Source organism: Orrella sp. 11846 (assembly GCF_048820935.1).
In the GTDB taxonomy this organism is placed as follows: Bacteria; Pseudomonadota; Gammaproteobacteria; order Burkholderiales; family Burkholderiaceae_B; genus Algicoccus.
This window is the reverse complement of sequence record NZ_JBMERD010000017.1, coordinates 16,059-37,400: the sequence shown is the minus strand read 5'-3', so window position 1 is coordinate 37,400 and position 21,342 is coordinate 16,059. Positions and strand designations below refer to the sequence as shown.

Genomic DNA, 21,342 nt, shown 5'->3' with positions numbered 1-21,342 from the left:
GTTATTTAGTCACATGTTAGCAATAACGCCTAATTTATTGATTTCATTGGGACTCTGATGCGATCGGTTTTACGAAATTCGTTTAAGATATCCGTCTGGTGCCACTGACACCATCAGTTGATTATTCAGACCGCGATCAATCTCAAAATTCTGATTTTCTTTAAGAAATGCCCATACCGCTGTTTTTGGATTGTCATCTGGACCCCAAGGGCGATTTTTAACCATCCCTGCAGGCAAATCTTCCACCACAGTATCAAACACAACGCAGTAACTATCGACAGAGGTTAGTGAAGCATAAGCCCGTAGCTCAGCCAAAACATGGTCATGAGTGTGGTTGCTATCCAGACAGACCAACACACGCTTATAGTTTGCGGCGATTTCGCGGACTTGCGCCACAATTTCTGGTGCAATGCTGGATCCTTGAATCATCTGAATACGCGAAGCCATCGGGTGTGCTTCAATCGCCTCACGGTTGTGAGATCGGATGTCGATGTCGATTCCCAGTACCTTACGTTGTGATTTTTTGGGATCAATGCTCTGACCAGTTGCAATGGCTTCTTCAACATCGAGCAGAACGAGCAAAGATGCATTCAGAATGAGCGAGCCACCATGAGCAATTCCGGTTTCAATAATCAAGTCGGGTTTGACCCGCCATATTAATTCTTGTATGGCCACTATATCCTGCGGGTACTGGATGATGGGGCGGCCTAGCCAACTGAAATTGTAGGAATATTGGGCGTCAATTGATTCCAGTAAAAACTGATTGGTTGCGCGTTTAAAAGATTCATTGTTTGCATTAGCCAGAATGCGTTGTTCGACTTCTTTTTTAAAATCACTCATGTTCTATCCCGATGTAGGTATAACGGTCTTGTGTCATGCGACAGATTTCTTCTCTATAGTTGGAGTTCATGATGTAAATTGGCGTGCCTTCTGGCAGCTGAGGTAATGCTTCTTCGGGAGAACTTATCCGAAGTCCGGTGCTTGCAACAAAACGTCCCTGTTTGGCGGGATTAATGTCAATGATGATGTCGATTGGTAAGCTGGCGCGCGCCATTAGCAGAGAAAAGATGACACCTTTGGAAGAGCCACCCCAGATCACTCGAGGACCAATGACGTCATGGGATAATGCTGGAGCAGAAAACGTAAAATCTGATGGTAATGTCACAGGTTCTGCGGTCAGAGCTTCAGTACGTAGACTCGACAGATCCACAACCGCGTAGAGATACTGACCGCCAAACAGATGCCCGGCTTCAATCACTTTTCCAAACCAGCGTGAGAAGTCAGAAATGCGAAAATAATTAACGTGCTCGTAAAAAATATCAAACCAAGCACGTCGCGCTATGATCCAATCTAAACACGGAACTTCAATATAGATTCTGCCGGAACCACCATTGGCGATCGCGATGCTACGCAAAAAATCTATGGGATTCTGTATGTGCTCAAGGACATGACGCAGAATCAGACCAGTTGCTTGGTCAATAATACCCGGCGAAAATGCCTCGCATCGGATCCGGGGGTTGTTACCTTCGTAGGCTGGGTCAAACCCCGTTACATCAAAGCCTTGTCCTATCAGGCGCTCAAGAAAGTAACCTTTGCCACAACCCACTTCCACCAAACTAGTTTTACCAAGGGTTTTTGCAACAATTTCTGCAACCTGATCAAGGTGGTCCTGAAATGCGGAACTAAGCCCTTGCTCATTTTGGTAGTCCTCGTCGTAAACCATAAGCGAAGCATCAAAAGCACTGTTGCAGACGATTCCGGTATGCGGATCTTGTATAAGCACAATGTCGCCTTTAACGCAATCACGCGCTTCCTGAGCTGAGTTATAAGTTTTATTTTGAAACACGGGAAATTCCCGTTGTTGATACAGTACTTGCGACATGATTTAATCCTTGATTCCAACCACAATCGGTGGATCTGTAAAATTGTCTGAACGCTCCCCAAAGCGTAGAAGATCGTGTCGGTCGTACTGGTCGGCAATGCTTTCGACTATGTTGCGCACACTCTGACCACGTCCCGAGCAAATATTGATGGCGCCTTCTTGAGATCCCAGCAAATGTATGACCAGCTGCTTCGCTGCCTCGCGCACGTCTAGGTAATCTCGGATTTGAGTGCCTGCTGTTAGTTCAACCACTTGACCCTGGGACAATTGCTGATGCACATACGGGATCAGTCGTCGGGAATCTTCGCCTGCGCCATATAGATTGAAGAGTCGACACCACGCCAGTGAAACTTGTCTTTCTTGAAAGTATTCTCTCAGGAATAACCATGCTGCCGCTTTTGCTGCTGCATAGGGCGAGGTGGGATTCAGTGGCGTTTTGGTCGAGAGGTACCCGAAACTAGTATCATACTCAAAGCAGGTCCCAACGCCCACAAAGCGTGGTACTCCCGCATCAGCACATCCTTGTGCCATCGACAGCGTACCTTGTAGACAACTCAGATTGCGTGGAGATCGCAAGTACAAACCCGGCTCAGCGTACCAAGCTAGATGTAACACTGCATCCACATTTTGAGCCACTTGGTTCCACCACTGCGCCGATTCTGCAAAGAGATCCTGTGACTGCACCACAGTTGTTCCTGAAGGCCATTCAATGGATTTAGGGTTACGTACGACCACCCGCAGATGATGGTCTGTGGTTTGCAGTATCTGTAGCACCTGTTTGCCCACAAATCCAGTCACGCCAGTGATCAGCAAAGTCTTGCTCATAGCACCTTAAGTGTCGGAACTGCTGTCACAAAACGTACGCCACTTCGATATAAATTTTCATTTTGCATGATGACTTCATTGGCAATATTCCAAGGAAGAATTAGGACGTAGTCCGGTTGACTTTTTGCTAGGGTTTCGGGCCCTTGGATCGGGATATGGCTTCCTGGCATATATTTTCCTTGTTTGGCAGGGGCGACATCCACCACAAACTCAAGTAAATCAGGTTTAATTCCAGCGTAATTCAATAGTGTGTTGCCCTTAGCGGCAGCGCCATAGGCAACGACTTTATGCCCAGCCTTCTTTTGTTCGAGTAGGAATTTCAACAGCTCATCTTTCAATGCATTTGCGCGTGCCTGAAAACCTAGATAAACATCTAAGTCTTGCAGGCCCGCATTTTTTTCTTTCGTGAGCATCATTGCCACACTTTTTTGTGTATCTCTGGAGTCATCAACATGACATCCGAATACCCGTAGACTACCGCCGTGGGTTGTCAGAGTTTGGACATCAAAGACTCTCAGGCCTGCCGACGCAAAGATGCGTTGCACCGTATACAGTGACAGATAAGAAAAGTGCTCATGATAAATAGTGTCAAATTGCACTTGTTCTATCAACTGCAGCAGATGTGGGAACTCTAGTGTGATGGTGCCGCTAGGTTTCAAAGCTGTTTTGAGCCCGCGAGTGAAGTCATTGATATCAGGCACGTGGGCATAGACGTTGTTGCCGGCAATTAGATCGGCTTGGCGTCCTGTGTCACGCAGTTCTTCTGCCAAACCCTGTCCAAAAAACTCTTTTAAAACCTCAATACCTAAGCTCATTGCCACTTGTGCGGTACTGTCGGTCGGTTCAATACCTAGACAAGGAATGCCTTTCTCAACGAAATTTCTCAGCAAGTAACCATCGTTGGAGGCGATTTCGACCACCAAACTATTTTTGTCTAATGACAGTTGTTCGATCATTTGCTGCGCATAGTTCGCTGCGTGGGTGAGCCAACCTTTTGAGGCGCTGGAGAAGTAGGCGTAGTCAGCGTTAAATAACTCATCGGCACGCGCATAGTCCTCGGTCTGGACTAGCCAGCAGTTGTCGCAAACACGTACGCGTAAAGGAAAATACGTTTCTGGACGACTCAGACCGGCCTGTGTTAGGTATGCATTGGAAGGCGGTGCAAAGCCAAGATCAAGAAAGATATGCTCGAGTGAACTGGCACAATGTCGACATTTCATGTGATATTAAGGCCTTCGAAACTGTCGGTTATAAAAGGGTGCTGACGGTCACGCTCTGACAGTATACCAATGGCAAGTGGCCACGTAATCTGCAAGCGTGGATCCTTCACATTCAGTCCGCCTTCGCTATCAACCACATACGGCGCTGAATGTAGGTACAACATCTCTACGTTGTTCGTGAGCGTTTGAAAACCGTGGGCAAAGCCTTGTGGAATCAATAGTGCGTTCATGTTTTTGGCGCTCAGGTGCTGCGCATACCACTTCAAAAAGGTCGGAGAGTCACGACGCAGATCCACGGCTACATCCCAGACTTCACCTCTTAGACAACGTACGAGTTTTATTTCTGCATGCGGGGGCTGTTGGTAATGAAGGCCACGGACAGTGCCTTTTTCGCGGGTGTGGGTTAAGTTGATTTGTGCCACATCGGCTGTCCAACCCACTTGCAGGAGCTCTTCATCACAAAACAGCCGGGCCAGATAACCACGCTCATCCCCCATGCGTTTTGAAACGATGGTACATAACCCTGCAAGTGGTGTGCTTTGGATCTGAAAGCGACTCATGATAGATTTTCCCACGCGTTTAGGTCAGCTTCACACAGTTCGTGTGCGTGTGCACCTAGCGCCTGCTGTGCATACCAATTCATTGTGCGCTCGACAGCGTCGTGTAGCGTGAATCTTGGTTTCACGCCAAGAATTGATCGGGCGCGCGCTGGGTCTAGAGACAAAAGCCCGGCTTCATGCGGTCCTTCCAGACCGTCACCATACTCTACTTGGGCTTTTGGGAAAGCCTGTTTTGCTAACTCAATGACATCATGCACGGTTGCCACTTCATGCGGGTGCGGGCCAAAGTTATAGGGTTCAGCAGCTTTTGGGTGGTGCCAAAGGTGTTCTGCCAGTACCAAATATCCTGCAAGTGGTTCAATCACATGCTGCCATGGTCGCACGGCTTGTGGACGTCGAACACTTAGTGGTTCGTTGGAGAGCCAAGCCCTGACCGCATCGGGTAATAAGCGGTCGACCGACCAGTCGCCCCCTCCAATCACGTTGCCTGCCCGTGCGCTCGCAACGGCTACATCATTGTTCTGTAAAAAAGCCAATCGCCAGCATTCAATCGCGATGTCGCAAGCGGCCTTGCTGGCACTGTAAGGATCATGTCCGCCCAGAGGGTCTTCTTCGCGGTAAGGCCAAACCCATTCCCGATTACGGTAGACCTTGTCTGTTGTTACCATCACTGCCACACGTGTGTGTTCGGATGATCGCAGTGCATCCAGTAAGTGTGCGGTTCCCATGACGTTGGTAGAAAACGTGGTTAAAGGGTCGCTATAGCTGGTTCGTACTAGCGCCTGCGCCGCTAGGTGCAGCACGATCTCTGGCTGCACCTCATGAACAATACGTCTAACTAGCGCCTCGTCACGAATGTCACCAATACGATGATCGCAAAGTTTGTCCAAACCTAGCAGGGAAAATAGATTGGGGTGTGTTGTTGGTGCAAGAGAGAGTCCACACACTGAAGAACCCATACGTGTGAGCCACCATGTAAGCCAGGCGCCTTTGAAACCAGTATGACCTGTTAGTAAAACGCGCCGTCCATGCCAGAAACTAGGCTCGGGTATGCGACCTGCGCTCATGCCCATTGTTTCCAAGGTGCATTGCCCTGGCTCCACAATTCTTCGAGTTGATTTTTATCGCGTAAGGTGTCCATGGGTTGCCAGAAACCATCGTGCTCAAACGCTCGAATTTGTTCCATTGCGACTAGTTTGGCTAAAGGTTCATTTTCCCAGCTACAGTTATTGCCCTCAATCAGGTCAAGAACTGATGGGTTGAGTACAAAGAAGCCTCCATTGATCAAGCCACCATCGCCACGTGGCTTCTCAATGAAACCTGTAACACGTTCACCATCGAGTTCGAGAGCACCATAGCGACCTGGTGGACGCACAGCAGTTACAGTAGCCAGCCGCCCGTGCGCATTGTGAAAACGAATCAGTTCACTGATGTCAACATCAGATACACCATCCCCATAAGTAAAGCAAAAGCTAGGTTCATTTTCAATATAGCGTCGTACGCGTGCCAGTCGCCCACCTGTGAGTGTGCTCTCACCAGTGTCAACCAGTGTCACTTTCCATGGCTCTGCGTTGCGCTCATGAACGGTCATTTCGTTATTACGCATGTCAAACGTAACATCAGACATGTGCAGGAAATAATTAGCGAAATACTCTTTGATGACGTATCCCTTATAGCCGCAGCAAATGATGAACTCGTTGACACCGTGTGCTGAGTACATTTTCATGATATGCCATAAAATAGGTCGTCCACCAATTTCGATCATGGGTTTGGGACGTAATCCCGTTTCTTCGGAAATTCTGGTTCCAAGACCGCCCGCGAGAATTACAGCTTTCATATAAAAGTCTCATTAACAATGTCTCGCTCATGCGAGACTTTACATACTTTTAAGTGTGCAGATCATGGCTGCTGATCTACGTATAGATCAACAAATCATTCCAAGTCCACGCACAAGTCTGTACCGTTCATTATTTTTTGTACGGTTTTCAGCACCAACTTCAGTCAGTTTGAATTATAGATTATCCACCATGCGCGTGTTACCCTAGCTAGCGTCATTGTTGTATTACGCATTTTTATTGCTGCTGATGTTCCGGTCTTGTTTATAGCTTTCATTCACTTCGGTGTATCTTTTCTTATAGTGATTTCGCTTGTCAAGTAATATTGGTCTTAATCTTGGTACAGTGTCGATGAGTCGCGATCACCATTGACATGACTGGTTAATAAGTTAATTAACTAACTACAGAGACCGCGCCACTACAAAATGACAGAAACTCGCCGCGACCACCCCCTAATTACTTGTTTTTTTGACTGCAACACAGACTGTGGTGATGTTCAGCTATGAATGCTGTTCAACGGGCGCCCGCTAAACCGATTCGCGTTCTTTGGATTATTTCCAGCCTGGGAGCAGGTGGTGCAGAACGCATGATCACCGACTTGGCGAACATACTCTGTACACGGCCGGGTTACGAGGTGGGATTGTTGACATGGGCCACCAATGCGGATCATTATCAACTCAATCCCAGAATCACCCGAATCGCCATTAATTTGATGTGGCCATCAAAAACTTTCTGGAAAAGCATTTCAAATAACTGGCGGCGCCTACGCATAATGCGTCAGACGATCAAGGATTTCAAACCTGATGTGGTGATCAGCTTTATCGAACAAAACAATGTGCGTACGCTCGCAGCCATGTTGGGTACTGGCATTCCTGTGATCGTCTCAGAGCGTACTGATCCTCGTCATCATCGAGTTTCAAGAGTCTGGAAGATTGCGCGCCGATTGTTGTATCCACTGGCGGATCAGGTGGTCGTGCAAACCCAGTCTGTGGCGCAGTGGGCTTTAAGCGTTTCAGCGCACAAACGAATCCGTGTGATTCCCAACTTAGTGAGAGTTTTGCCCGCGCCACCTGCTTTTGAAACCCGTCAGCATCGGAAATTATTGGCGGTCGGCCGTTTATCAAAAGAAAAAGGGTTTGACGTGTTGTTACAGGCTTTGGCGCAAAGTAGGTTGCCTGAGCGAGGCGTGATATTGACGATTCTTGGTGAGGGCCCTGAACGTGCTGCTTTGCAGGCACTGGCCGATGACCTTAAAATCAGTGGTGCAGTTGAAATGCCAGGGGTCGTGCCTAACCCATCTGATTGGATGGCTCAAGCGAGTTTGTTTGTTCTGTCTTCACGGTATGAAGGTTTTCCGAATGCTTTGCTTGAAGCTATGGCCATGGGTTGCCCGGTCATCGCAACTGACTGCGACTCTGGTCCACGTGATATTGTTGACCATGAGCGTAATGGCTGGTTAGTGCCTGTGGATGATTTCCAGGCGCTATCTAAAGCGCTTTTGAAAGTATTTAATGATCGAGCTCTGCGTCAGCACTTGGGTTCGCAAGCGACAGCCGTGAGAGACAGATTTTCAGTAGATAGTGTTATTAGACAATGGACCAATCTGATCGAAGAGCTTGTAAAACCTCGATAGATAAAAACAAGTGATTTTTATGACTGTACGGTTGTTTGGGTTGTCAGTAAACGATACGCTTGATAATAATCATCAGTGGCGATTAAACCGATCAAAATCATTCGTTTAAGATCATTACGAAATAAGCTCTGTGTACAGTGTTTCATAGTGATCTACGCAGACATCCAGAGAAAAATGTTCTTTGACCCGACGCCGTCCTTGTTGGCCCATCCAGTGGCGCTGCGGATTTGCGACTAATTTTAGGATGGCCTGACCTAAAGCATTCGCGTTTTTTGCTGACACTACATAACCGGTTTGACCATCGATCACAGCTTCTCGGTTACCGCCCACGTCGGTCACCACCATCGGCAACTCAGCTGACATAGCTTCAAGGATGGCATTGGAGAACCCTTCTTCGTGAGATACCAAAAGGCCGATATCTGAGGCCATTAGAATATCTGGAATGTCCAGTCGCGATCCCAGCCACATTATGTGTTGACTAATGTCTTCTATCTCTGCACGGTGCTTAAGTTCTGTCAGGATGCCTGAATCCCGGCCGACGCAAAGAACAACCCAATCTTGCGGCAATTCATGTTTAATCTGACCTAACGCATCAATCAAGTCTGCATGGCCTTTATATGGAATAAGATTGGCAACAATCACCATGACCAGCGTTTCCCGTTTCAAACCAAGCGCTGAACGCACTTGCTGTCGGTGCTCTTGCTCGGGTGGGGCGCTTATTTCGATACCGTTATAGATCAGCCGCAGTCGTTTTTCAGGCACACCTTCTTCTTTAAGCTGAACCATCACGGCCTGGCTGTTGCCGCAGATGCGATCCATGTAGGTATGCATTTTTCGCTCGACCCAGCCAAATACAGGTCTACGTGCTTGGTAATGGTTCATGCTACGTCGACTCATGATACGCGGACTAGTGCGAGAAATGATCGCTGCAATCGCCCCAAAGAGGTAAGCTGCGGGTAAGAAAAAATGGGATACAGCGTATTGCCTAGTACGCATGATTTTGATTAGATGCCACATGTTGAAAACATGGTGCATTTTTCTGCCTAATGCCGTTGTTGGTGATCTGCGAGCTGTTACGCCATGAATTGTGATGCCATGTTTTTCAAGCTCTTTGGTCAGTACACCACCGAGTGCCAGGGTGAAGATCTCAGGTTTCCAATCTCGTTGCTTTAGCTCTTTGCAGATGCGCACTAGATGCAATTCTGCGCCCCCTACATCCAAGGTGCCAATAACATACAAAATACGACGATTTTTTGAAGGTGGCATGATGTTGATATAAACCTGCGGTTAATTCGACAATGATTCGTATTGTTTCACGACTGGTGTTCGGTTAGTGTGAGATGACCGAGTTGAGGTCACAATGCTTTCTTGAAATGTTGTTTATTACAATTGATATCTTTGGTTATTTACTTGCACGGCCACCAGTATTTGGTGGGTTTTGATCCATGCGCCGCTTCTGTGCTTGATTAGAGTTTTTGTTTAAAACCACCATTTTCTTATGATTAAATCGGTGTTAGAGGTCGGTGTTAAATGTTGTTCTGTAATTCTTTAATCTGTTTTTCTAGACGATATTACAAATGTAGGGCATTTTTATATTTGCAACTAAATAGAGCGTGATTATACTAGACGAGCACCTTCGGCTCGTTAGTGAGAGTTTGTTGGGATAGCCCTATATTTTGTGGTTTCCCGTTGGGAAATGCCTACATACAGTGGTCGGGTGTGTGTTATATTCTTCCAACACCTGTGCTGTTTCTAGCACAGTCGCATCACGGCAAGCGCGATGAATTCAGGCTTTTTGCCCTATTTTTCATCCTTGCAGATCAAATTTCAGCTTCACAGAAAACAAAAAACCAGAGTGTGGATTGAGTCGGCATTCATGGGGGTTGAGTTTCTGGGCTGTGTCATGATGAAAGCGCTTTGCATCGTTCTGTCTGATACCGTTTTTGTGTATGCAGATACGTTGAATTTTTAAAGAATATTTGTCACGGGAGAGAGTACAGCCATGATCGAGACAGTCATTAAACGGGATGGGCGCATAGAGCCTTTTACACCCGGAAAATTGAACGGTTGGGGTGAGTGGGCAGCCCAAGCATTGGGTCCCGAGATGGACTGGTCTTCGGTAGTACTTGAGACCGTTAGTGATATGCCAGCACAAGTTTCAACGCTGGATCTGCAGCAACGTCTGATCAGAACATGTCTGCAACAAGACACCTGGAACTACAACCGCATGGCCGGTCGTTTGTACGCGACGTTGATGCACAAGGAAGTGCATGGCGTCTTTATGCCATCAGTGATCCAATTGCACCGTCGCCTGCAAAAGCTTGGCTACATGGAGTGGCTGGATTATTCAGACGATGAATATGATCAAGTCGAAAAAATGATCGATCATGAGCGTGATCTGGATTATGCACACTACCAATTGCACACGCACCTGTCGAAATACGCCATTGCGGACCGCGTCAAAGACAAAATTTACGAAACACCGCAGTATATCTATATGCGGATGGCCATGGCCTTATCCGTGGATCAGCCTCGTGATCGACGCATGAATGATGTGGCGAAGTTTTATGAGCATTTGTCCAGAAACCGAATCAACGCACCAACACCCAACCACATTAATCTGGGCACCCCATTACGTGGTTATGCCAGTTGCTGCCTGTATACCACCGCAGATAGTGCTCGTTCAATCGCTGTGGGTAATCACATTGCTTACACCATGACGTATCTGAGTGCCGGCATTGGTTCACATATGAACATCCGCTCACTCAATGACCCGGTGCGAGGCGGTGTGATCCGTCACCAGGGTAAGTTGCCATACTATCGTGCTGTCGTGGCTGAGGTGAAATCCAGCCTGCAAAATGGTCGTGGCGGTGCGTGCACGGCTTACTTCTCGATCTTCGATCCAGAAGTTGATGTCTTATTGCGTCTTAAAAACCCCATGTCTACAGAAGATAAAAAAATCCGTGGTATGGATTACTCTTGGGGTTCGAACCGTTTGTTTGCGCGTAAAGTGGCTCGCAACGAAGACATTTTCTTGTTTAACAGCTTTACCGCACCTGATCTGTATGACGCACTCTATAGCGAAGATGAAGAGCGGTTTGAAGAACTGTATGAGAAGTATGAGAACAATCCCTTGTTCCCCAAGCAGACGGTCAATGCGCGTGAATTGCTGATTACTGCAATTAATGAATGGAATGAAACCGGTCGTGTCTATGAGCACAACATCACCGAGATGAACCGACACACCCCATTCAAAGACACAATTTACAGCTCAAACCTGTGCTCTGAAATTGCATTGCCAACCGGTGCTTACAACCGCATCACTGAGATCTATGAAGAGCACGATGTGTCTTTTGTGAAGTTTGAAGACGCCGATGGTGAAACGCACACATTACCGGGTGAGCATGCCGTCGAAACCAGCCGTGGCCTGTTGTATCCACTGGATTTGCAAGTGGGTGATGAGGTCAATGGTGTGGTGGTTGAGAACATTATTCAGAAGTCATCCCCCGAAGTGGCCACATGTAACTTGGCCGGTATCGTGGTCGGAAATATCGAATCGGATGAGCAGTACGAAGAAGTGGCGTACTACGCGTTGCTGATGATCGACAAATGTATTCATCTGGCTGAGTATGAGTTGCCGCATATTGGTTACACCTCAAAAGCACGTTTGAATGCCGGTGTCGGTATCTTAGGCTTGGCTCATTTGATGGCCAAAGAGCGTCAAAGCTACATGACGACCGAAGGTAAACAGTTCATCCATCAAGTGGGTGAGCGTCACTTCTACCATCTCGTGAAAGCCAGCCTACGTTTAGGCCAAGAACTGGGCAATGCCCCCTGGATACACAAGACCAAGTGGCCAGAAGGCTGGATGCCCATGGATACTTACAATCGCAACGTCGATCAGCTGGCAGAATTTACGCATCACTATGATTGGGAAGCGTTGCGTGCTGCGGTGATTAAGAATGGTGGAATTCGGAACTCGGTGCTCGTGGCTCATATGCCAACAGAAACGTCGGCAAACTCCTCTGGAACCACCAACGGTGTCTATCCAATTCGTGAATTGACGATGATCAAGACCGACAACCATCGTGTGAATTACTGGGCTGCTCCCGACGGTGAAGAACTTGCACAATGGTACGAATCGGCTTGGGATATCCCAACCAAAGACATGACAGATGCCTATGCCATTCTGCAAAAGTGGACGGACCAGGGGATTTCTGCTGACTTCTACCGCAAAGTGATTGGAGACGCCTTTATTGAGTCGACCGAAATGATTCAGAACTACTTGTACCGAATCAAGATGGGACTCAAATCGAAGTACTACATGAACCAGAAAACGTCTGCAGGGTTCCAGCAACGTGATGACGCAGACAAAGCGCGTCAAGAGTTGGTTGAGCGAATGGTCGACGGTGCAATGGCTAGTACTCAGCCTGCAAACCAAGGCGTTGCCACAGCCCAGCAAAATTCTTTGTTGGAACCCGTGAGTGTCACAAGCATTCTGGATGAAGATCCAGAGTGTGGCGGCGCATGCACCCTGTAAGTTTGGTGATTCAAGGAAAGAATAATCATGACTGAGAACGTATTTAACTACGACAAGGCCGACTATGAAAAACCACTTCTCTTCTTAGGGGAGAAGCAAGGCCTGTTTGACACCATTAACCGTCATTACCCACGGATCTGGGAGCTTTATAAAACTCAGAAATCACTGGACTGGGATGAGAACGAGTTTGACTACTCAAGCTGCAATGCAGACTTTAAGAAAGCCAACCGTTCCACCTATGACATGATGATCAAAACGCTTGCCTGGCAGTGGGAAGCAGATAGTGTGGCATCACGCGCCATTGCCCCAGTGTTGGCTCCTTTCATCACCTCAAGTGAGCTGTGGGCTTGCTGGCAGCGTATTTCTGATAACGAAGTGATTCATGCGGCAACCTATTCAGAAATCGTGCGTAACTCGTTTGATGATCCAACCACGATCATTGATGAGATCCTGAGTGTGGAAGAAGCCCATTCCCGTCTTGAGCGTGTGGTGAAAGCGTTTGATGATGGTTATCGTGCTTCACACCAGTACGCACTGGGTCAGATTGAAAACAATCAAGAGACGTACAACACCGTGTTCATGACAGTGATTGCACTGTATTGCATGGAACGCATTCAGTTCATGGCGTCCTTTGCTGTCACATTTGCGATTTGTGACACAGGAATGTTCCAGCCCATCGGTAAGTCAGTGCAAAAGATTGCTCAGGATGAGTTGGAAGTTCATGCAGAACTTTGCCGTGCCGTCATTGAAAACGAGCTCTCAACAGAGCGTGGTCAGATCGCGTTTGAGCAAATGCGTGATGACATTGAAGCCCTCATTGCAGAAGTTGTTGATAGCGAATTGCAATGGATTGAATACTTGTTTTCTGAAGGGCGTGAACTGGTGGGTGTGAATGCTGATCGACTGGCTGCTTGGACGCTGTATTGCGCCAAAGAAGTGCACAACACATTGGGCATTGAAACCGATCGTTACGAGTTCCCAAAAACCAATCCTCTGAAGTTTATGGAGAAGTGGTTGAACATCAGTAAGACACAGGCTTCACCTCAGGAGCAGGACATTGCTGCTTACAAAGTGGGTGTGATGCGTCGAAACGATGATGGCGTGATTTTTGATGATTCGTTCTGACGATTCATTTTAGATTCGACATTCGTTGGATTGCCTATGGCTAGCAAGGTCTGTAAATTAGATCTTGCTAGCCATATTTTTTTGGAAATCTGAACGGCAACGATGTGTAGAACCTTGTGTGGCAAGTGAGTAACTTGGTTTTGAGGATCGGTAACTGACGATTTCGTTGGCTGCCTGAAATTGTGGAGATATGCGATGGCGACGACAAAACGTAATAGCCGAATTCTGGATGAGATGGATGAAACGATGTGTGGGCTTCATCGCGTGGGTTTGATCAGCAAGCGTTCGGGTGCGGCGATTATCTCCGAGACAGATTGGGATGCCATCCAGGAAACCCTGTATCTGGCTTCTATGCCGGGCATGCGCGACTCCATCAAGAAAGGGATGGCGGAACCCCTGGGAAGCAGTGCCAAGGAGCTTGATTGGTGATTTGACAGGTCGTCTAAACAAATGTGGCGCTCAAGGATACGAAAAAGGTTGCTGCGGCTGGCTTCAAAACTAAAGTGTAAGCACTGATTGGAATACTGGGGGGCTGACTCGTTGCAAAACAGAAAGACAGACTCGCAGAAGTGATTGTTGCTTTCGAAGAAGCCTCTCAACGTCTGTGCGAGCCTGCTGGCAACAATTGTTTTCAAAATGAAAGAGCGGAATCAAAAAGTTGATATCCGCTCTTGCTCTTGATGCCAAACTCATCATTTGTTTGGCGTTTGTCTTGGGTTACTGCATGAACCAGCCATGGCTCACGACCAGTGACTGACCTGTCAGGGCGTTGTTTTTAGCAGCCGCAAAGAAAAGGACGGCATCGGCCACATCATCGGTGGTGGTGAACTCACCATCCACGGTTTCTTTGAGCATGATGTTTTTGATGACTTCTTCTTCGGTAATCCCGAATTCCTTGGCTTGTTCTGGAATTTGTTTGTCAACCAGTGGTGTGCGCACAAAACCTGGGCAAACGACGTTCGCAGTGACGTTGTGCGGTGCGCCTTCTTTGGCGAGTACTTTAGCCAAACCAATGATGCCGTGCTTGGCGGTCACATAAGGGGCTTTGAGCTTAGACGCTTCTTTTGAGTGCACAGAACCCATGTAGATGACGCGACCATAGTTGGCTTTATACATGTGTTTCAGGCAGGCACGGGTTGTCAGGAAAGCACCATCCAAGTGAATGGCCATGAGCTTTTTCCAGTCATCGTATTTGAAGTCGACTAAAGGACTCACGATCTGGATACCCGCATTGCTGACCAGAACGTCAATCTTGCCGTACTTTTCTGCGACTTTAGCAACGCCTTCATCAACTTGTGCTTCATCTGTGACGTTCATGGCCACTGCAAAGGCTTTTTGACCTTTTGCCATGATTTCATCGGCTGTGGCCTGAGCAGCTTCCAGATTCAAGTCTGCAATGACAGCGATACCGCCTTCATCTGCAAAACGCAGTGCAATTTCTTTACCGATTCCGCTGGCTGCACCGGTGATGATGCCCACCTGTCCATCAAAACGAGCCATGTTTGTTTCTCCTTTACTGTGTGCGCATTGCACTTGTCTAACAGATGTCTGTACGACCATGACTGCATTGGTGCGTGTCAGACCTTAATGTATCTATAGTAGCGGACTCATATGAACATGCACAGAATTCTTCCATGATCACAATGATCTTTATCATGAGAGGCATGTGTGAGTTTTATTCGGGCTTTTGAACGTGGATCATGACCCAAGGGAGCATGGCTTGGGTCAGAGGACCAATCAGCAATGCAAACAGCACTGTGCCGATCCCTAAAACTTCTAAGCCCGCAAGCACGAGCCCAATTGAGAGTGCAGAGACTTCCAGTAAGGTTCGAATCAATCGCAATGACAACCCGGTTTTGCGGCTAATCCCTGTCATCAGACCATCGCGTGGGCCACGACCAAGTTGTGTGCCGATATAAAGAGCTGAGCCAAATCCACACAACCAGACGCCACCCACTGTTAGAACCAGTCGAAGTGTGAAATTGTCGACGGTGGGTAATAACGATAAAGAGAAATCCGCCACAGCACTGATTACAACCGCGTTGGCAATAGTCCCAATGCCAGGCATTTCCCGTAGGGGAATCCAAAGCAACATGACGATGACTGAGACGATAAACACGGCCCAACCAAAGCTGATCGGAAAATGCTGTGTGAGTCCCATGTGCAAAGCATCCCAAGGCGCCAAACCCAGATTGCCCCGAATCATCATGGCCATGGATAAACCAAAAAATGACAATCCAACCACGAGCTGTGTCAGGCGACGGGTGAGTCGACCAGTTTGGAGTTGCTCCAGAGGGTTGAGTTGGACGAGTTGCGTAGTGGGTTTCATAGGAGGAGACAGTTTTGTGGGTGCAACGAATTCAACGGTAATTGCCGTGTGCACGTAAAACATGAAGATACAACAGTTTCGTTGTGTAGGGACTGATTGTGAGCAGAATCCGACGGTTGTGACGCAATCTCACCTAGAAATAACAAATGTCATGCGAGCTATCTAGCAACCATGCTGCGTAGTGTAGGTACTCAAAAACGAACGTCGACATGGGTGTTACCTTGCACCTCTATCTAGTCACTTGCATCTGATTCTGATTCTCATTTTATTTCAATCATGTGGTTAATACATGATTCGATCGAGTCGTTTCATCAAATTTCAAAACACTGCGCTGACTAGACGTGGTCTGGAGACTATTGTGAAAAACACAGTGCGTACATGCATTCTTTTGGCTTCCTTCTCATTACCTAGCCTAGCATTGGCGCAACCATCCTTGACACTGTATGGAGTGGCTGACAGCGGGTTTGGCTATGAGGGTTTTCGGTATAAGGGGCAGGGTCAGTCTGTGACGGTTTCGAATGTTGGGTTGCAAGAAAGCTACCTTAAAACCAGCCGCTGGGGTCTCAAAGGGACAGAAACGATTTCGTCTAATTTGAACGTGTTTTTTAATTTCGAGCAGGAAATTAAGCTGTTGACGGGTCAAGCTGGCAAAGTGCCGCGTGGTTTTAATCGTAAATCCGTTTTGGGTTTAAGCTCAAAATCATTCGGTACTTTGAGTTTTGGGCGTCAAAAACACTCGGGAAAGACTTTCTGAAGCTTGAGACGACGAAAGGTATGGGTAAACCAAGTCGAGCATTCGGTGTCAGTGGGCTGCGTACGGACAATCTCATCAAGTACATCTCTCCCAAGATGCGCGGTTTCAGAGTGGGGGTTGGCTATGCCACCAATGGTGGCTATGAGCTTGAGAAGACAGGGTAGATGAAGTCGGTACAACAAGATTATTTAGTCACCACGGGTGCGCATTATGCACAGGGGCCTTGGTCAGTTGGTGGTGTGTACGATGTGCAGCGTCCAAATGATAAAACGGCAATCGACTGGATTACACGGTACGTAACTGGGCGGTCGCTTTTACCTATGACTTCTCTGTTGTCAAAATCAACCTTGGCTATGGTGAAGATCGCAATGGTAAGTTCAAAAGCCCGGGGTATGTCAGTAGCAGTGCGTTTGATCCATCCGTGAAGTTGGTTGGTTTGGGTGATTACAAACATCGCGGCTTTCATTCCAAAAACTACATGGTGAGCATGGTCGTGCCTTTCAAGACCGGAAAGCTGAACCTGTCTTGGACGCATTCGAGTTCAAACCTCTCAAATGTCTATCCACAACAAAACCCCGGAAAGTCGATGGCATCCGGTGATCAGGACATTGTGGCAGCGTCCTATGTTTACCCATTGTCTAAAAGAACCTCGCTTTATGCGTATGGTTCCTAGGGCACCAACCTTGCATACGTGAAATCATTAGACGGAATGCAGATCGGGGTTGGGATTGATCATCAGTTTTAAGGCAATATAAGGATTGTGTATTTGTGCTTTGAACCGAGAAAGGAAATCCCATGCGTGAAATCAGTCCCAAACTGAAGCCCTTTATTGATGCATTTAATGCAGCCGTCCCCGCGCTGATGGCTGCGGGATACAAAGCAACTGCGGTCAATGCCAGAGAATGGTTAGCTAACACCACACGAGATCTGGTGACAGACATTCCAGAGATTGAGGCGGTTTGGGATGAGGTTGTGCCCACGCATGGGTATAACGTCCCGATTCGGATTTATCATCCCGCACCGTCAGAACAGCGCCCTGTTCTGATTCACTACCATGGGGGCGGTCACATGGCAGGCAGTGTGACGGTCTACGATTCGATTAGTCGAAAAATCGCCCAAGCCACAGGTTGCATTGTGGTGTCTGTGGAATATCGCTTGGCACCCGAAAGTCCGTATCCGCATGGGTTGAATGATGCCTATGGCGTGGCGAAAAATCTTTTCTCTGTGTTGACGGCTCGCCAGATTAATTTCCTGCCCAAACTTTCACTGGTGGGCGACTCTGCGGGTGGTGCATTGGTCGCCTCGGTGATCGGTAAAGCGCAGTTCGATCCTGAACTGACGATCGACAAAGCCATCATGATTTATCCATCTTTGGATTACACGCTGAGTTACCCATCAGTTGAACAAAATGCCGTCGGTTACTTACTGCAAAAATCCAAGGTGATCTGGTATTACGATCATTATTTTCAGAACGCTGAGAATCGCAAAGCGGTATCTCCGTTGTTTGGTGACTTCACGGCACGTATGCCAGAAACCTTGATGGTGACCGCTGAGTTTTGTCCTTTGAGAGATGAGGATTTTGCGTATCTTGAGAAGTTGCGAGAAGTCGGGGTTCAGACAACGCATCTACATTTCCCAGATATGCCACACACATTTATGAATATGGAAGATCTGGTCAAAGAAGAGTGTCAGCAGGTCTATGACGCGATGGCTACGTTCATGAAGGGTGCGTGATTTGGTTGGTGTTTGAATAGTATTTGAGTAGCACTTGATCGGATATTGAAACGGGCATTTGGTATGTTTGAATGACAGGGGGCGCACAGGTTTGTGCGCCCCCTGTCATGATTGCGTCACTTTTAAATGCAGTGCATGTGTTTGATGTAGCCGCTCAGTGTTCAAGTCGTCACGGTCAGTCGGTTACGCTAGCGTGGTGTCTTTTTCGGTTACGAGAATCGATGGGATTTTTTAAGGTGGATCAGAATGGATATCACGGTTGTTTTGTTTGTGCTGGCTTATGTGGCCATGGCTCTGGGGCATTTGCCTGTATTCAACGTGGACCGTGCTGGTGCGGCGGTTTTGATGGCAATGCTGCTGATTGTCGCAGGTCGTATTTCACCGCAAGCAGCGTGGAACAGTATTGACTTTGAGACGATCGGGATGCTGTTTGGTCTGATGATTGTGTCTGCGGCTTTTGTGGAAGGGGGCTTTTATCGTTGGCTCGCCCGAAAGTTGGCAGACATGCCTGTGGGTCCGAAAACGTTGACCGCCTTGATGATTGTGACGGGTGCGCTCCTGTCAGCAGTGCTTAGCAATAGCATTGTGGTGCTGGCCATGACCCCGGTGCTCTGTGCGATGACGCTGCAGCGACAAATGAATCCGGTGCCCATTTTGTTGGCAATGTGTTTTGCGGCGAATCTGGGTTCGACAGCCACACTCATTGGAAGCCCGAACAATATTATTCTTGCCGCTTCCATGCATTTGTCATTTGTGGAGTTTTCTAAACTCACCCTGATTCCAGTGTTGCTAAGCCTCTTTTTTGTTTGGGTTGTACTGGTAATTTACTATCGTAAGAGTTGGATGCTGACGGCTGACATGCAGGCGCAAATCCAGATGCCTGATCACAATGTGCAGGTCAATGCTGGCATGATCGATCGGGGTGCTGATCCTAACAAATTACACAATCGGACCGAGACGATTAAAGCGGCTGTGGTGACTGTTTGTGTGGTTGCGGCGTTTGTATTTACAGACTGGCCACATGTGATGATTGCTCTGGGTGGTGGCAGTGTTCTATTGCTAAACCGTTCTATTTCATCGCATGATTTGCTGCGTCACGTGGATGCCAACTTGCTGTTGATGTTGATGGGCTTATTCGTGGTGAATGAAGCCATGGCGATGACGGGTCTGCTGACAGAGTTTGTTGATTGGATCCATGGCACAGGTGTGAACTTGCATTCGATTTTTCAGTCGTTTTTTATTTCAGCCGCTGTTAGTGATTTGATTGGTAACAGCCCCACCATTATGTTGCTGAGTCCGTTTATTTCGAATGTGAAAGAGGGTGTGGAATTGTTGGGCGCAGCTGTGGCTTTGGGGACGGGGTTTTCTTCAAACTCGATCTTGTTTGGTAGCTTGGCAGGGATCATTGTGGCCGAGCAGGCCAAAGCCCGTGGCGTGACGATTGGTTTTCTGGAGTTTAGTCGCACGGGTTTGCCCATTACATTGATCAGTCTGGGGCTGGGGGTACTTTGGTTGACGTTGATTAAGTGAGTGTATGTTTCTGCCGTGTAGCCTATCTAAAAGAGTTGTGACGTCAACCTGATGAGTGACGGCTTTATCAGCTTTGCTGATTAAATGTAAAAGTAGTGGAATTAAATCGAAATTTCGGATTTAATCGACTTATTTTTACAAAGGCTGACCATGCTTCTGAGGTTTTCAGTGACTAACTTTCGATCTGTTCGAGAGACGGCAGAGTTAAGTTTTATTGCGACAGCTCTGAAGGAAGCTGCTGAGCAGCTTATTCAAACCCGTTCTGCAAAACACGGGGTGCTCCCAGTCGTTGCCTAATATGGTGCAAATGCGTCTGGTAAGTCCAATGTACTTGCTGCGCTTCAATTTATGCGCTCCATGGTCATTTCCTCATTCAGAGAAGCAGGGCGACTACAGATGCCCCATCGTCCCTTTTTGCTCGATGATGAGAGTCAATTTCAGCCATCTAGTTTTGTAGTCGATTTTGTGCTGAACGATGTGCGGTATCAGTACGGAGTCTCCCAGAGTACTGAAGGGGTTCATGAAGAATGGTTGTATGCTTTTCCAAAACTAATCAGACAGGTGCTATTTGCTCGCAATATGGACGAAACCGATGGGTTCTATTTTGGGCGGTCTTTTAGTGGTGGCCGGCAAATTCAGTCTGTTACCCCAAAAAATGCGCTGTTTCTATCGGCGGGCCATGCGTCCGATCATCCGTTGTTGGTACAAATCTTTGATTTCTTCGAAAAAGGTTTGAACTTTAGGATGAGCGAGCCTGGTAAAGCGTCATCTGACATTTTTACACGGTTGGAGACTGATGAAGAACTTGCTAAAGACGTGGTTCGTTATCTCGGGCTGGCGGATGTGGTTATTACCGAGATGCGTGTGAAGAAAACGGAAATGCCTGAGGATACAACTCAAGGTGGTTTGAATAGGCTTGATGAAATTCGAACGCTCGAACTTGGTCATAAGACGAAAGACGGTACCATTAAGTATCTTGATATTTCAGATGAAAGTTTAGGGACAAGGCATCTATGCGATATTTTGCCCTCAGTGTTGTTGGCACTTAGATACGGTGGCATCTTAGTTTTAGACGAGATTACCACTAGCCTTCATACTTTACTTGCGAGAAAAATTGTTTCCGTGTTTCAAAACCAAAAATTGAATACGCACGGAGCTCAACTTGTGTTCTCAACACATGATACAAATTTATTGGCGCCAGGCATTTTAAGGCGTGATCAGGTTTGGTTCACTGAAAAATCTGCGGCGGGAGATACTTTGTTATTCCCGTTAACAGACATTAAAACAAAGAATACTGACAACATTGAAAAAGGCTATATACAAGGTCGATTTGGCGCAATTCCTTTTGTAGGGAATGAATGAGATTGGGGCGTGG

Annotated in this window: 20 protein-coding genes and 1 pseudogene; 11 read left to right on the top strand and 10 right to left on the bottom strand. The window is 47.4% G+C overall.

Annotation, left to right across the window (positions count from 1 at the left end):
- Window positions 1-69 precede the first annotated feature (69 nt).
- The 7 genes from ACOI06_RS12460 to rfbF are packed head-to-tail and all read right to left on the bottom strand — an operon-like array spanning window position 70 to window position 6,324.
- Window positions 70-840, bottom strand: a complete 771-nt coding sequence (locus tag ACOI06_RS12460; RefSeq protein WP_420662917.1) for a cephalosporin hydroxylase family protein — start codon at window positions 838-840, stop codon at window positions 70-72.
- Complete coding sequence (locus ACOI06_RS12455; protein WP_420662916.1) at window positions 833-1,882, bottom strand: class I SAM-dependent methyltransferase; 1,050 nt, start codon at window positions 1,880-1,882, stop codon at window positions 833-835. The genes ACOI06_RS12460 and ACOI06_RS12455 overlap by 8 nt, the downstream gene beginning before the upstream one ends.
- 3 nt (window positions 1,883-1,885) lie before the next feature.
- The gene (locus ACOI06_RS12450; protein WP_420662915.1) at window positions 1,886-2,707 is read right to left on the bottom strand and encodes an NAD-dependent epimerase/dehydratase family protein; all 822 of its coding nucleotides are present in this window, start codon (window positions 2,705-2,707) and stop codon (window positions 1,886-1,888) included.
- Entirely contained in the window at window positions 2,704-3,927 is a 1,224-nt protein-coding gene (locus ACOI06_RS12445) for a methyltransferase domain-containing protein (RefSeq protein ID WP_420662914.1), read from the bottom strand. Before ACOI06_RS12445 ends, ACOI06_RS12450 begins: the two co-directional genes overlap by 4 nt.
- A complete protein-coding gene (gene rfbC / locus ACOI06_RS12440; RefSeq protein WP_420662913.1) occupies window positions 3,924-4,487 on the bottom strand; it encodes a dTDP-4-dehydrorhamnose 3,5-epimerase in 564 nt (187 codons plus the stop codon). Before rfbC ends, ACOI06_RS12445 begins: the two co-directional genes overlap by 4 nt.
- Window positions 4,484-5,554 carry a CDP-glucose 4,6-dehydratase gene (rfbG, locus tag ACOI06_RS12435; protein ID WP_420662912.1) on the bottom strand — a complete coding sequence of 357 codons (1,071 nt, stop codon included), beginning with the start codon at window positions 5,552-5,554 and terminating at the stop codon, window positions 4,484-4,486. The genes rfbC and rfbG overlap by 4 nt, the downstream gene beginning before the upstream one ends.
- Entirely contained in the window at window positions 5,551-6,324 is a 774-nt protein-coding gene (gene rfbF, locus ACOI06_RS12430) for a glucose-1-phosphate cytidylyltransferase (RefSeq protein ID WP_420662911.1), read from the bottom strand. Before rfbF ends, rfbG begins: the two co-directional genes overlap by 4 nt.
- Window positions 6,325-6,824: 500 nt before the next feature.
- Between rfbF and ACOI06_RS12425 the strand changes: the two genes are divergently transcribed.
- On the top strand, window positions 6,825-7,955 hold the full coding sequence (locus ACOI06_RS12425) for a glycosyltransferase family 4 protein (protein WP_420662910.1): 1,131 nt from the start codon (window positions 6,825-6,827) through the stop codon (window positions 7,953-7,955).
- A 114-nt stretch (window positions 7,956-8,069) separates the two neighbouring features.
- On the opposite strand, the gene ACOI06_RS12420 is transcribed toward ACOI06_RS12425, so the two are convergent.
- Window positions 8,070-9,221 carry a glycosyltransferase gene (locus tag ACOI06_RS12420; RefSeq protein WP_420662909.1) on the bottom strand — a complete coding sequence of 384 codons (1,152 nt, stop codon included), beginning with the start codon at window positions 9,219-9,221 and terminating at the stop codon, window positions 8,070-8,072.
- A gap of 736 nt (window positions 9,222-9,957) precedes the next feature.
- Here ACOI06_RS12420 and ACOI06_RS12415 point away from each other — a divergent pair.
- From ACOI06_RS12415 to ACOI06_RS12405, 3 genes are all read left to right on the top strand, one after another.
- Window positions 9,958-12,495: a ribonucleoside-diphosphate reductase subunit alpha gene (locus tag ACOI06_RS12415; protein ID WP_420662908.1), complete on the top strand. Its 2,538-nt coding sequence runs from the start codon at window positions 9,958-9,960 to the stop codon at window positions 12,493-12,495.
- A gap of 27 nt (window positions 12,496-12,522) precedes the next feature.
- Entirely contained in the window at window positions 12,523-13,620 is a 1,098-nt protein-coding gene (locus tag ACOI06_RS12410; RefSeq protein WP_420662907.1) for a ribonucleotide-diphosphate reductase subunit beta, read from the top strand.
- A 195-nt stretch (window positions 13,621-13,815) separates the two neighbouring features.
- Entirely contained in the window at window positions 13,816-14,049 is a 234-nt protein-coding gene (locus tag ACOI06_RS12405) for a type II toxin-antitoxin system Phd/YefM family antitoxin (RefSeq protein WP_420662906.1), read from the top strand.
- Window positions 14,050-14,337: 288 nt separating this feature from the next.
- On the opposite strand, the gene ACOI06_RS12400 is transcribed toward ACOI06_RS12405, so the two are convergent.
- On the bottom strand, window positions 14,338-15,120 hold the full coding sequence (locus ACOI06_RS12400; RefSeq protein WP_420662905.1) for a 3-hydroxybutyrate dehydrogenase: 783 nt from the start codon (window positions 15,118-15,120) through the stop codon (window positions 14,338-14,340).
- 175 nt (window positions 15,121-15,295) lie between these two features.
- Window positions 15,296-15,949, bottom strand: coding sequence for a YczE/YyaS/YitT family protein (locus ACOI06_RS12395; protein ID WP_420662904.1), 654 nt, complete (start codon window positions 15,947-15,949; stop codon window positions 15,296-15,298).
- 358 nt (window positions 15,950-16,307) lie between these two features.
- Here ACOI06_RS12395 and ACOI06_RS12390 point away from each other — a divergent pair, with 358 nt between their 5' ends.
- From ACOI06_RS12390 to ACOI06_RS12360, 7 genes and pseudogenes are all read left to right on the top strand, one after another.
- A complete protein-coding gene (locus ACOI06_RS12390) occupies window positions 16,308-16,703 on the top strand; it encodes a porin (protein ID WP_420662903.1) in 396 nt (131 codons plus the stop codon).
- 20 nt (window positions 16,704-16,723) lie between these two features.
- Entirely contained in the window at window positions 16,724-16,867 is a 144-nt protein-coding gene (locus ACOI06_RS12385) for a hypothetical protein (RefSeq protein WP_420662902.1), read from the top strand.
- Window positions 16,868-17,128, top strand: coding sequence for a hypothetical protein (locus ACOI06_RS12380; protein WP_420662901.1), 261 nt, complete (start codon window positions 16,868-16,870; stop codon window positions 17,126-17,128). It abuts the gene before it with no gap.
- Window positions 17,044-17,376 (top strand): hypothetical protein, encoded by a 333-nt coding sequence (locus ACOI06_RS12375; protein WP_420662930.1) that lies wholly within the window; start codon window positions 17,044-17,046, stop codon window positions 17,374-17,376. Before ACOI06_RS12380 ends, ACOI06_RS12375 begins: the two co-directional genes overlap by 85 nt.
- Before the next feature lie 122 nt (window positions 17,377-17,498).
- Window positions 17,499-18,437 (top strand): alpha/beta hydrolase, encoded by a 939-nt coding sequence (locus ACOI06_RS12370; RefSeq protein ID WP_420662900.1) that lies wholly within the window; start codon window positions 17,499-17,501, stop codon window positions 18,435-18,437.
- 246 nt (window positions 18,438-18,683) lie between these two features.
- Complete coding sequence (locus ACOI06_RS12365) at window positions 18,684-19,967, top strand: SLC13 family permease (protein ID WP_420662899.1); 1,284 nt, start codon at window positions 18,684-18,686, stop codon at window positions 19,965-19,967.
- Window positions 19,968-20,276: 309 nt separating this feature from the next.
- Window positions 20,277-21,329, top strand: a pseudogene (locus ACOI06_RS12360) (AAA family ATPase); the annotation flags it as partial.
- Window positions 21,330-21,342 lie beyond the last annotated feature (13 nt).

What these genes read in the sequence shown, in the direction of transcription:
- ACOI06_RS12460 (WP_420662917.1), bottom strand. Translation starts at nt 840, where the DNA reads ATGAGTGATTTTAAAAAAGAAGTCGAACAACGCATTCTGGCTAATGCA.
- ACOI06_RS12455 (WP_420662916.1), bottom strand. Translation starts at nt 1,882, where the DNA reads ATGTCGCAAGTACTGTATCAACAACGGGAATTTCCCGTGTTTCAAAAT.
- ACOI06_RS12450 (WP_420662915.1), bottom strand. Translation starts at nt 2,707, where the DNA reads ATGAGCAAGACTTTGCTGATCACTGGCGTGACTGGATTTGTGGGCAAA.
- ACOI06_RS12445 (WP_420662914.1), bottom strand. Translation starts at nt 3,927, where the DNA reads ATGAAATGTCGACATTGTGCCAGTTCACTCGAGCATATCTTTCTTGAT.
- rfbC (WP_420662913.1), bottom strand. Translation starts at nt 4,487, where the DNA reads ATGAGTCGCTTTCAGATCCAAAGCACACCACTTGCAGGGTTATGTACC.
- rfbG (WP_420662912.1), bottom strand. Translation starts at nt 5,554, where the DNA reads ATGAGCGCAGGTCGCATACCCGAGCCTAGTTTCTGGCATGGACGGCGC.
- rfbF (WP_420662911.1), bottom strand. Translation starts at nt 6,324, where the DNA reads ATGAAAGCTGTAATTCTCGCGGGCGGTCTTGGAACCAGAATTTCCGAA.
- ACOI06_RS12425 (WP_420662910.1), top strand. Translation starts at nt 6,825, where the DNA reads ATGAATGCTGTTCAACGGGCGCCCGCTAAACCGATTCGCGTTCTTTGG.
- ACOI06_RS12420 (WP_420662909.1), bottom strand. Translation starts at nt 9,221, where the DNA reads ATGCCACCTTCAAAAAATCGTCGTATTTTGTATGTTATTGGCACCTTG.
- ACOI06_RS12415 (WP_420662908.1), top strand. Translation starts at nt 9,958, where the DNA reads ATGATCGAGACAGTCATTAAACGGGATGGGCGCATAGAGCCTTTTACA.
- ACOI06_RS12410 (WP_420662907.1), top strand. Translation starts at nt 12,523, where the DNA reads ATGACTGAGAACGTATTTAACTACGACAAGGCCGACTATGAAAAACCA.
- ACOI06_RS12405 (WP_420662906.1), top strand. Translation starts at nt 13,816, where the DNA reads ATGGCGACGACAAAACGTAATAGCCGAATTCTGGATGAGATGGATGAA.
- ACOI06_RS12400 (WP_420662905.1), bottom strand. Translation starts at nt 15,120, where the DNA reads ATGGCTCGTTTTGATGGACAGGTGGGCATCATCACCGGTGCAGCCAGC.
- ACOI06_RS12395 (WP_420662904.1), bottom strand. Translation starts at nt 15,949, where the DNA reads ATGAAACCCACTACGCAACTCGTCCAACTCAACCCTCTGGAGCAACTC.
- ACOI06_RS12385 (WP_420662902.1), top strand. Translation starts at nt 16,724, where the DNA reads ATGGGTAAACCAAGTCGAGCATTCGGTGTCAGTGGGCTGCGTACGGAC.
- ACOI06_RS12380 (WP_420662901.1), top strand. Translation starts at nt 16,868, where the DNA reads ATGAAGTCGGTACAACAAGATTATTTAGTCACCACGGGTGCGCATTAT.
- ACOI06_RS12370 (WP_420662900.1), top strand. Translation starts at nt 17,499, where the DNA reads ATGCGTGAAATCAGTCCCAAACTGAAGCCCTTTATTGATGCATTTAAT.
- ACOI06_RS12365 (WP_420662899.1), top strand. Translation starts at nt 18,684, where the DNA reads ATGGATATCACGGTTGTTTTGTTTGTGCTGGCTTATGTGGCCATGGCT.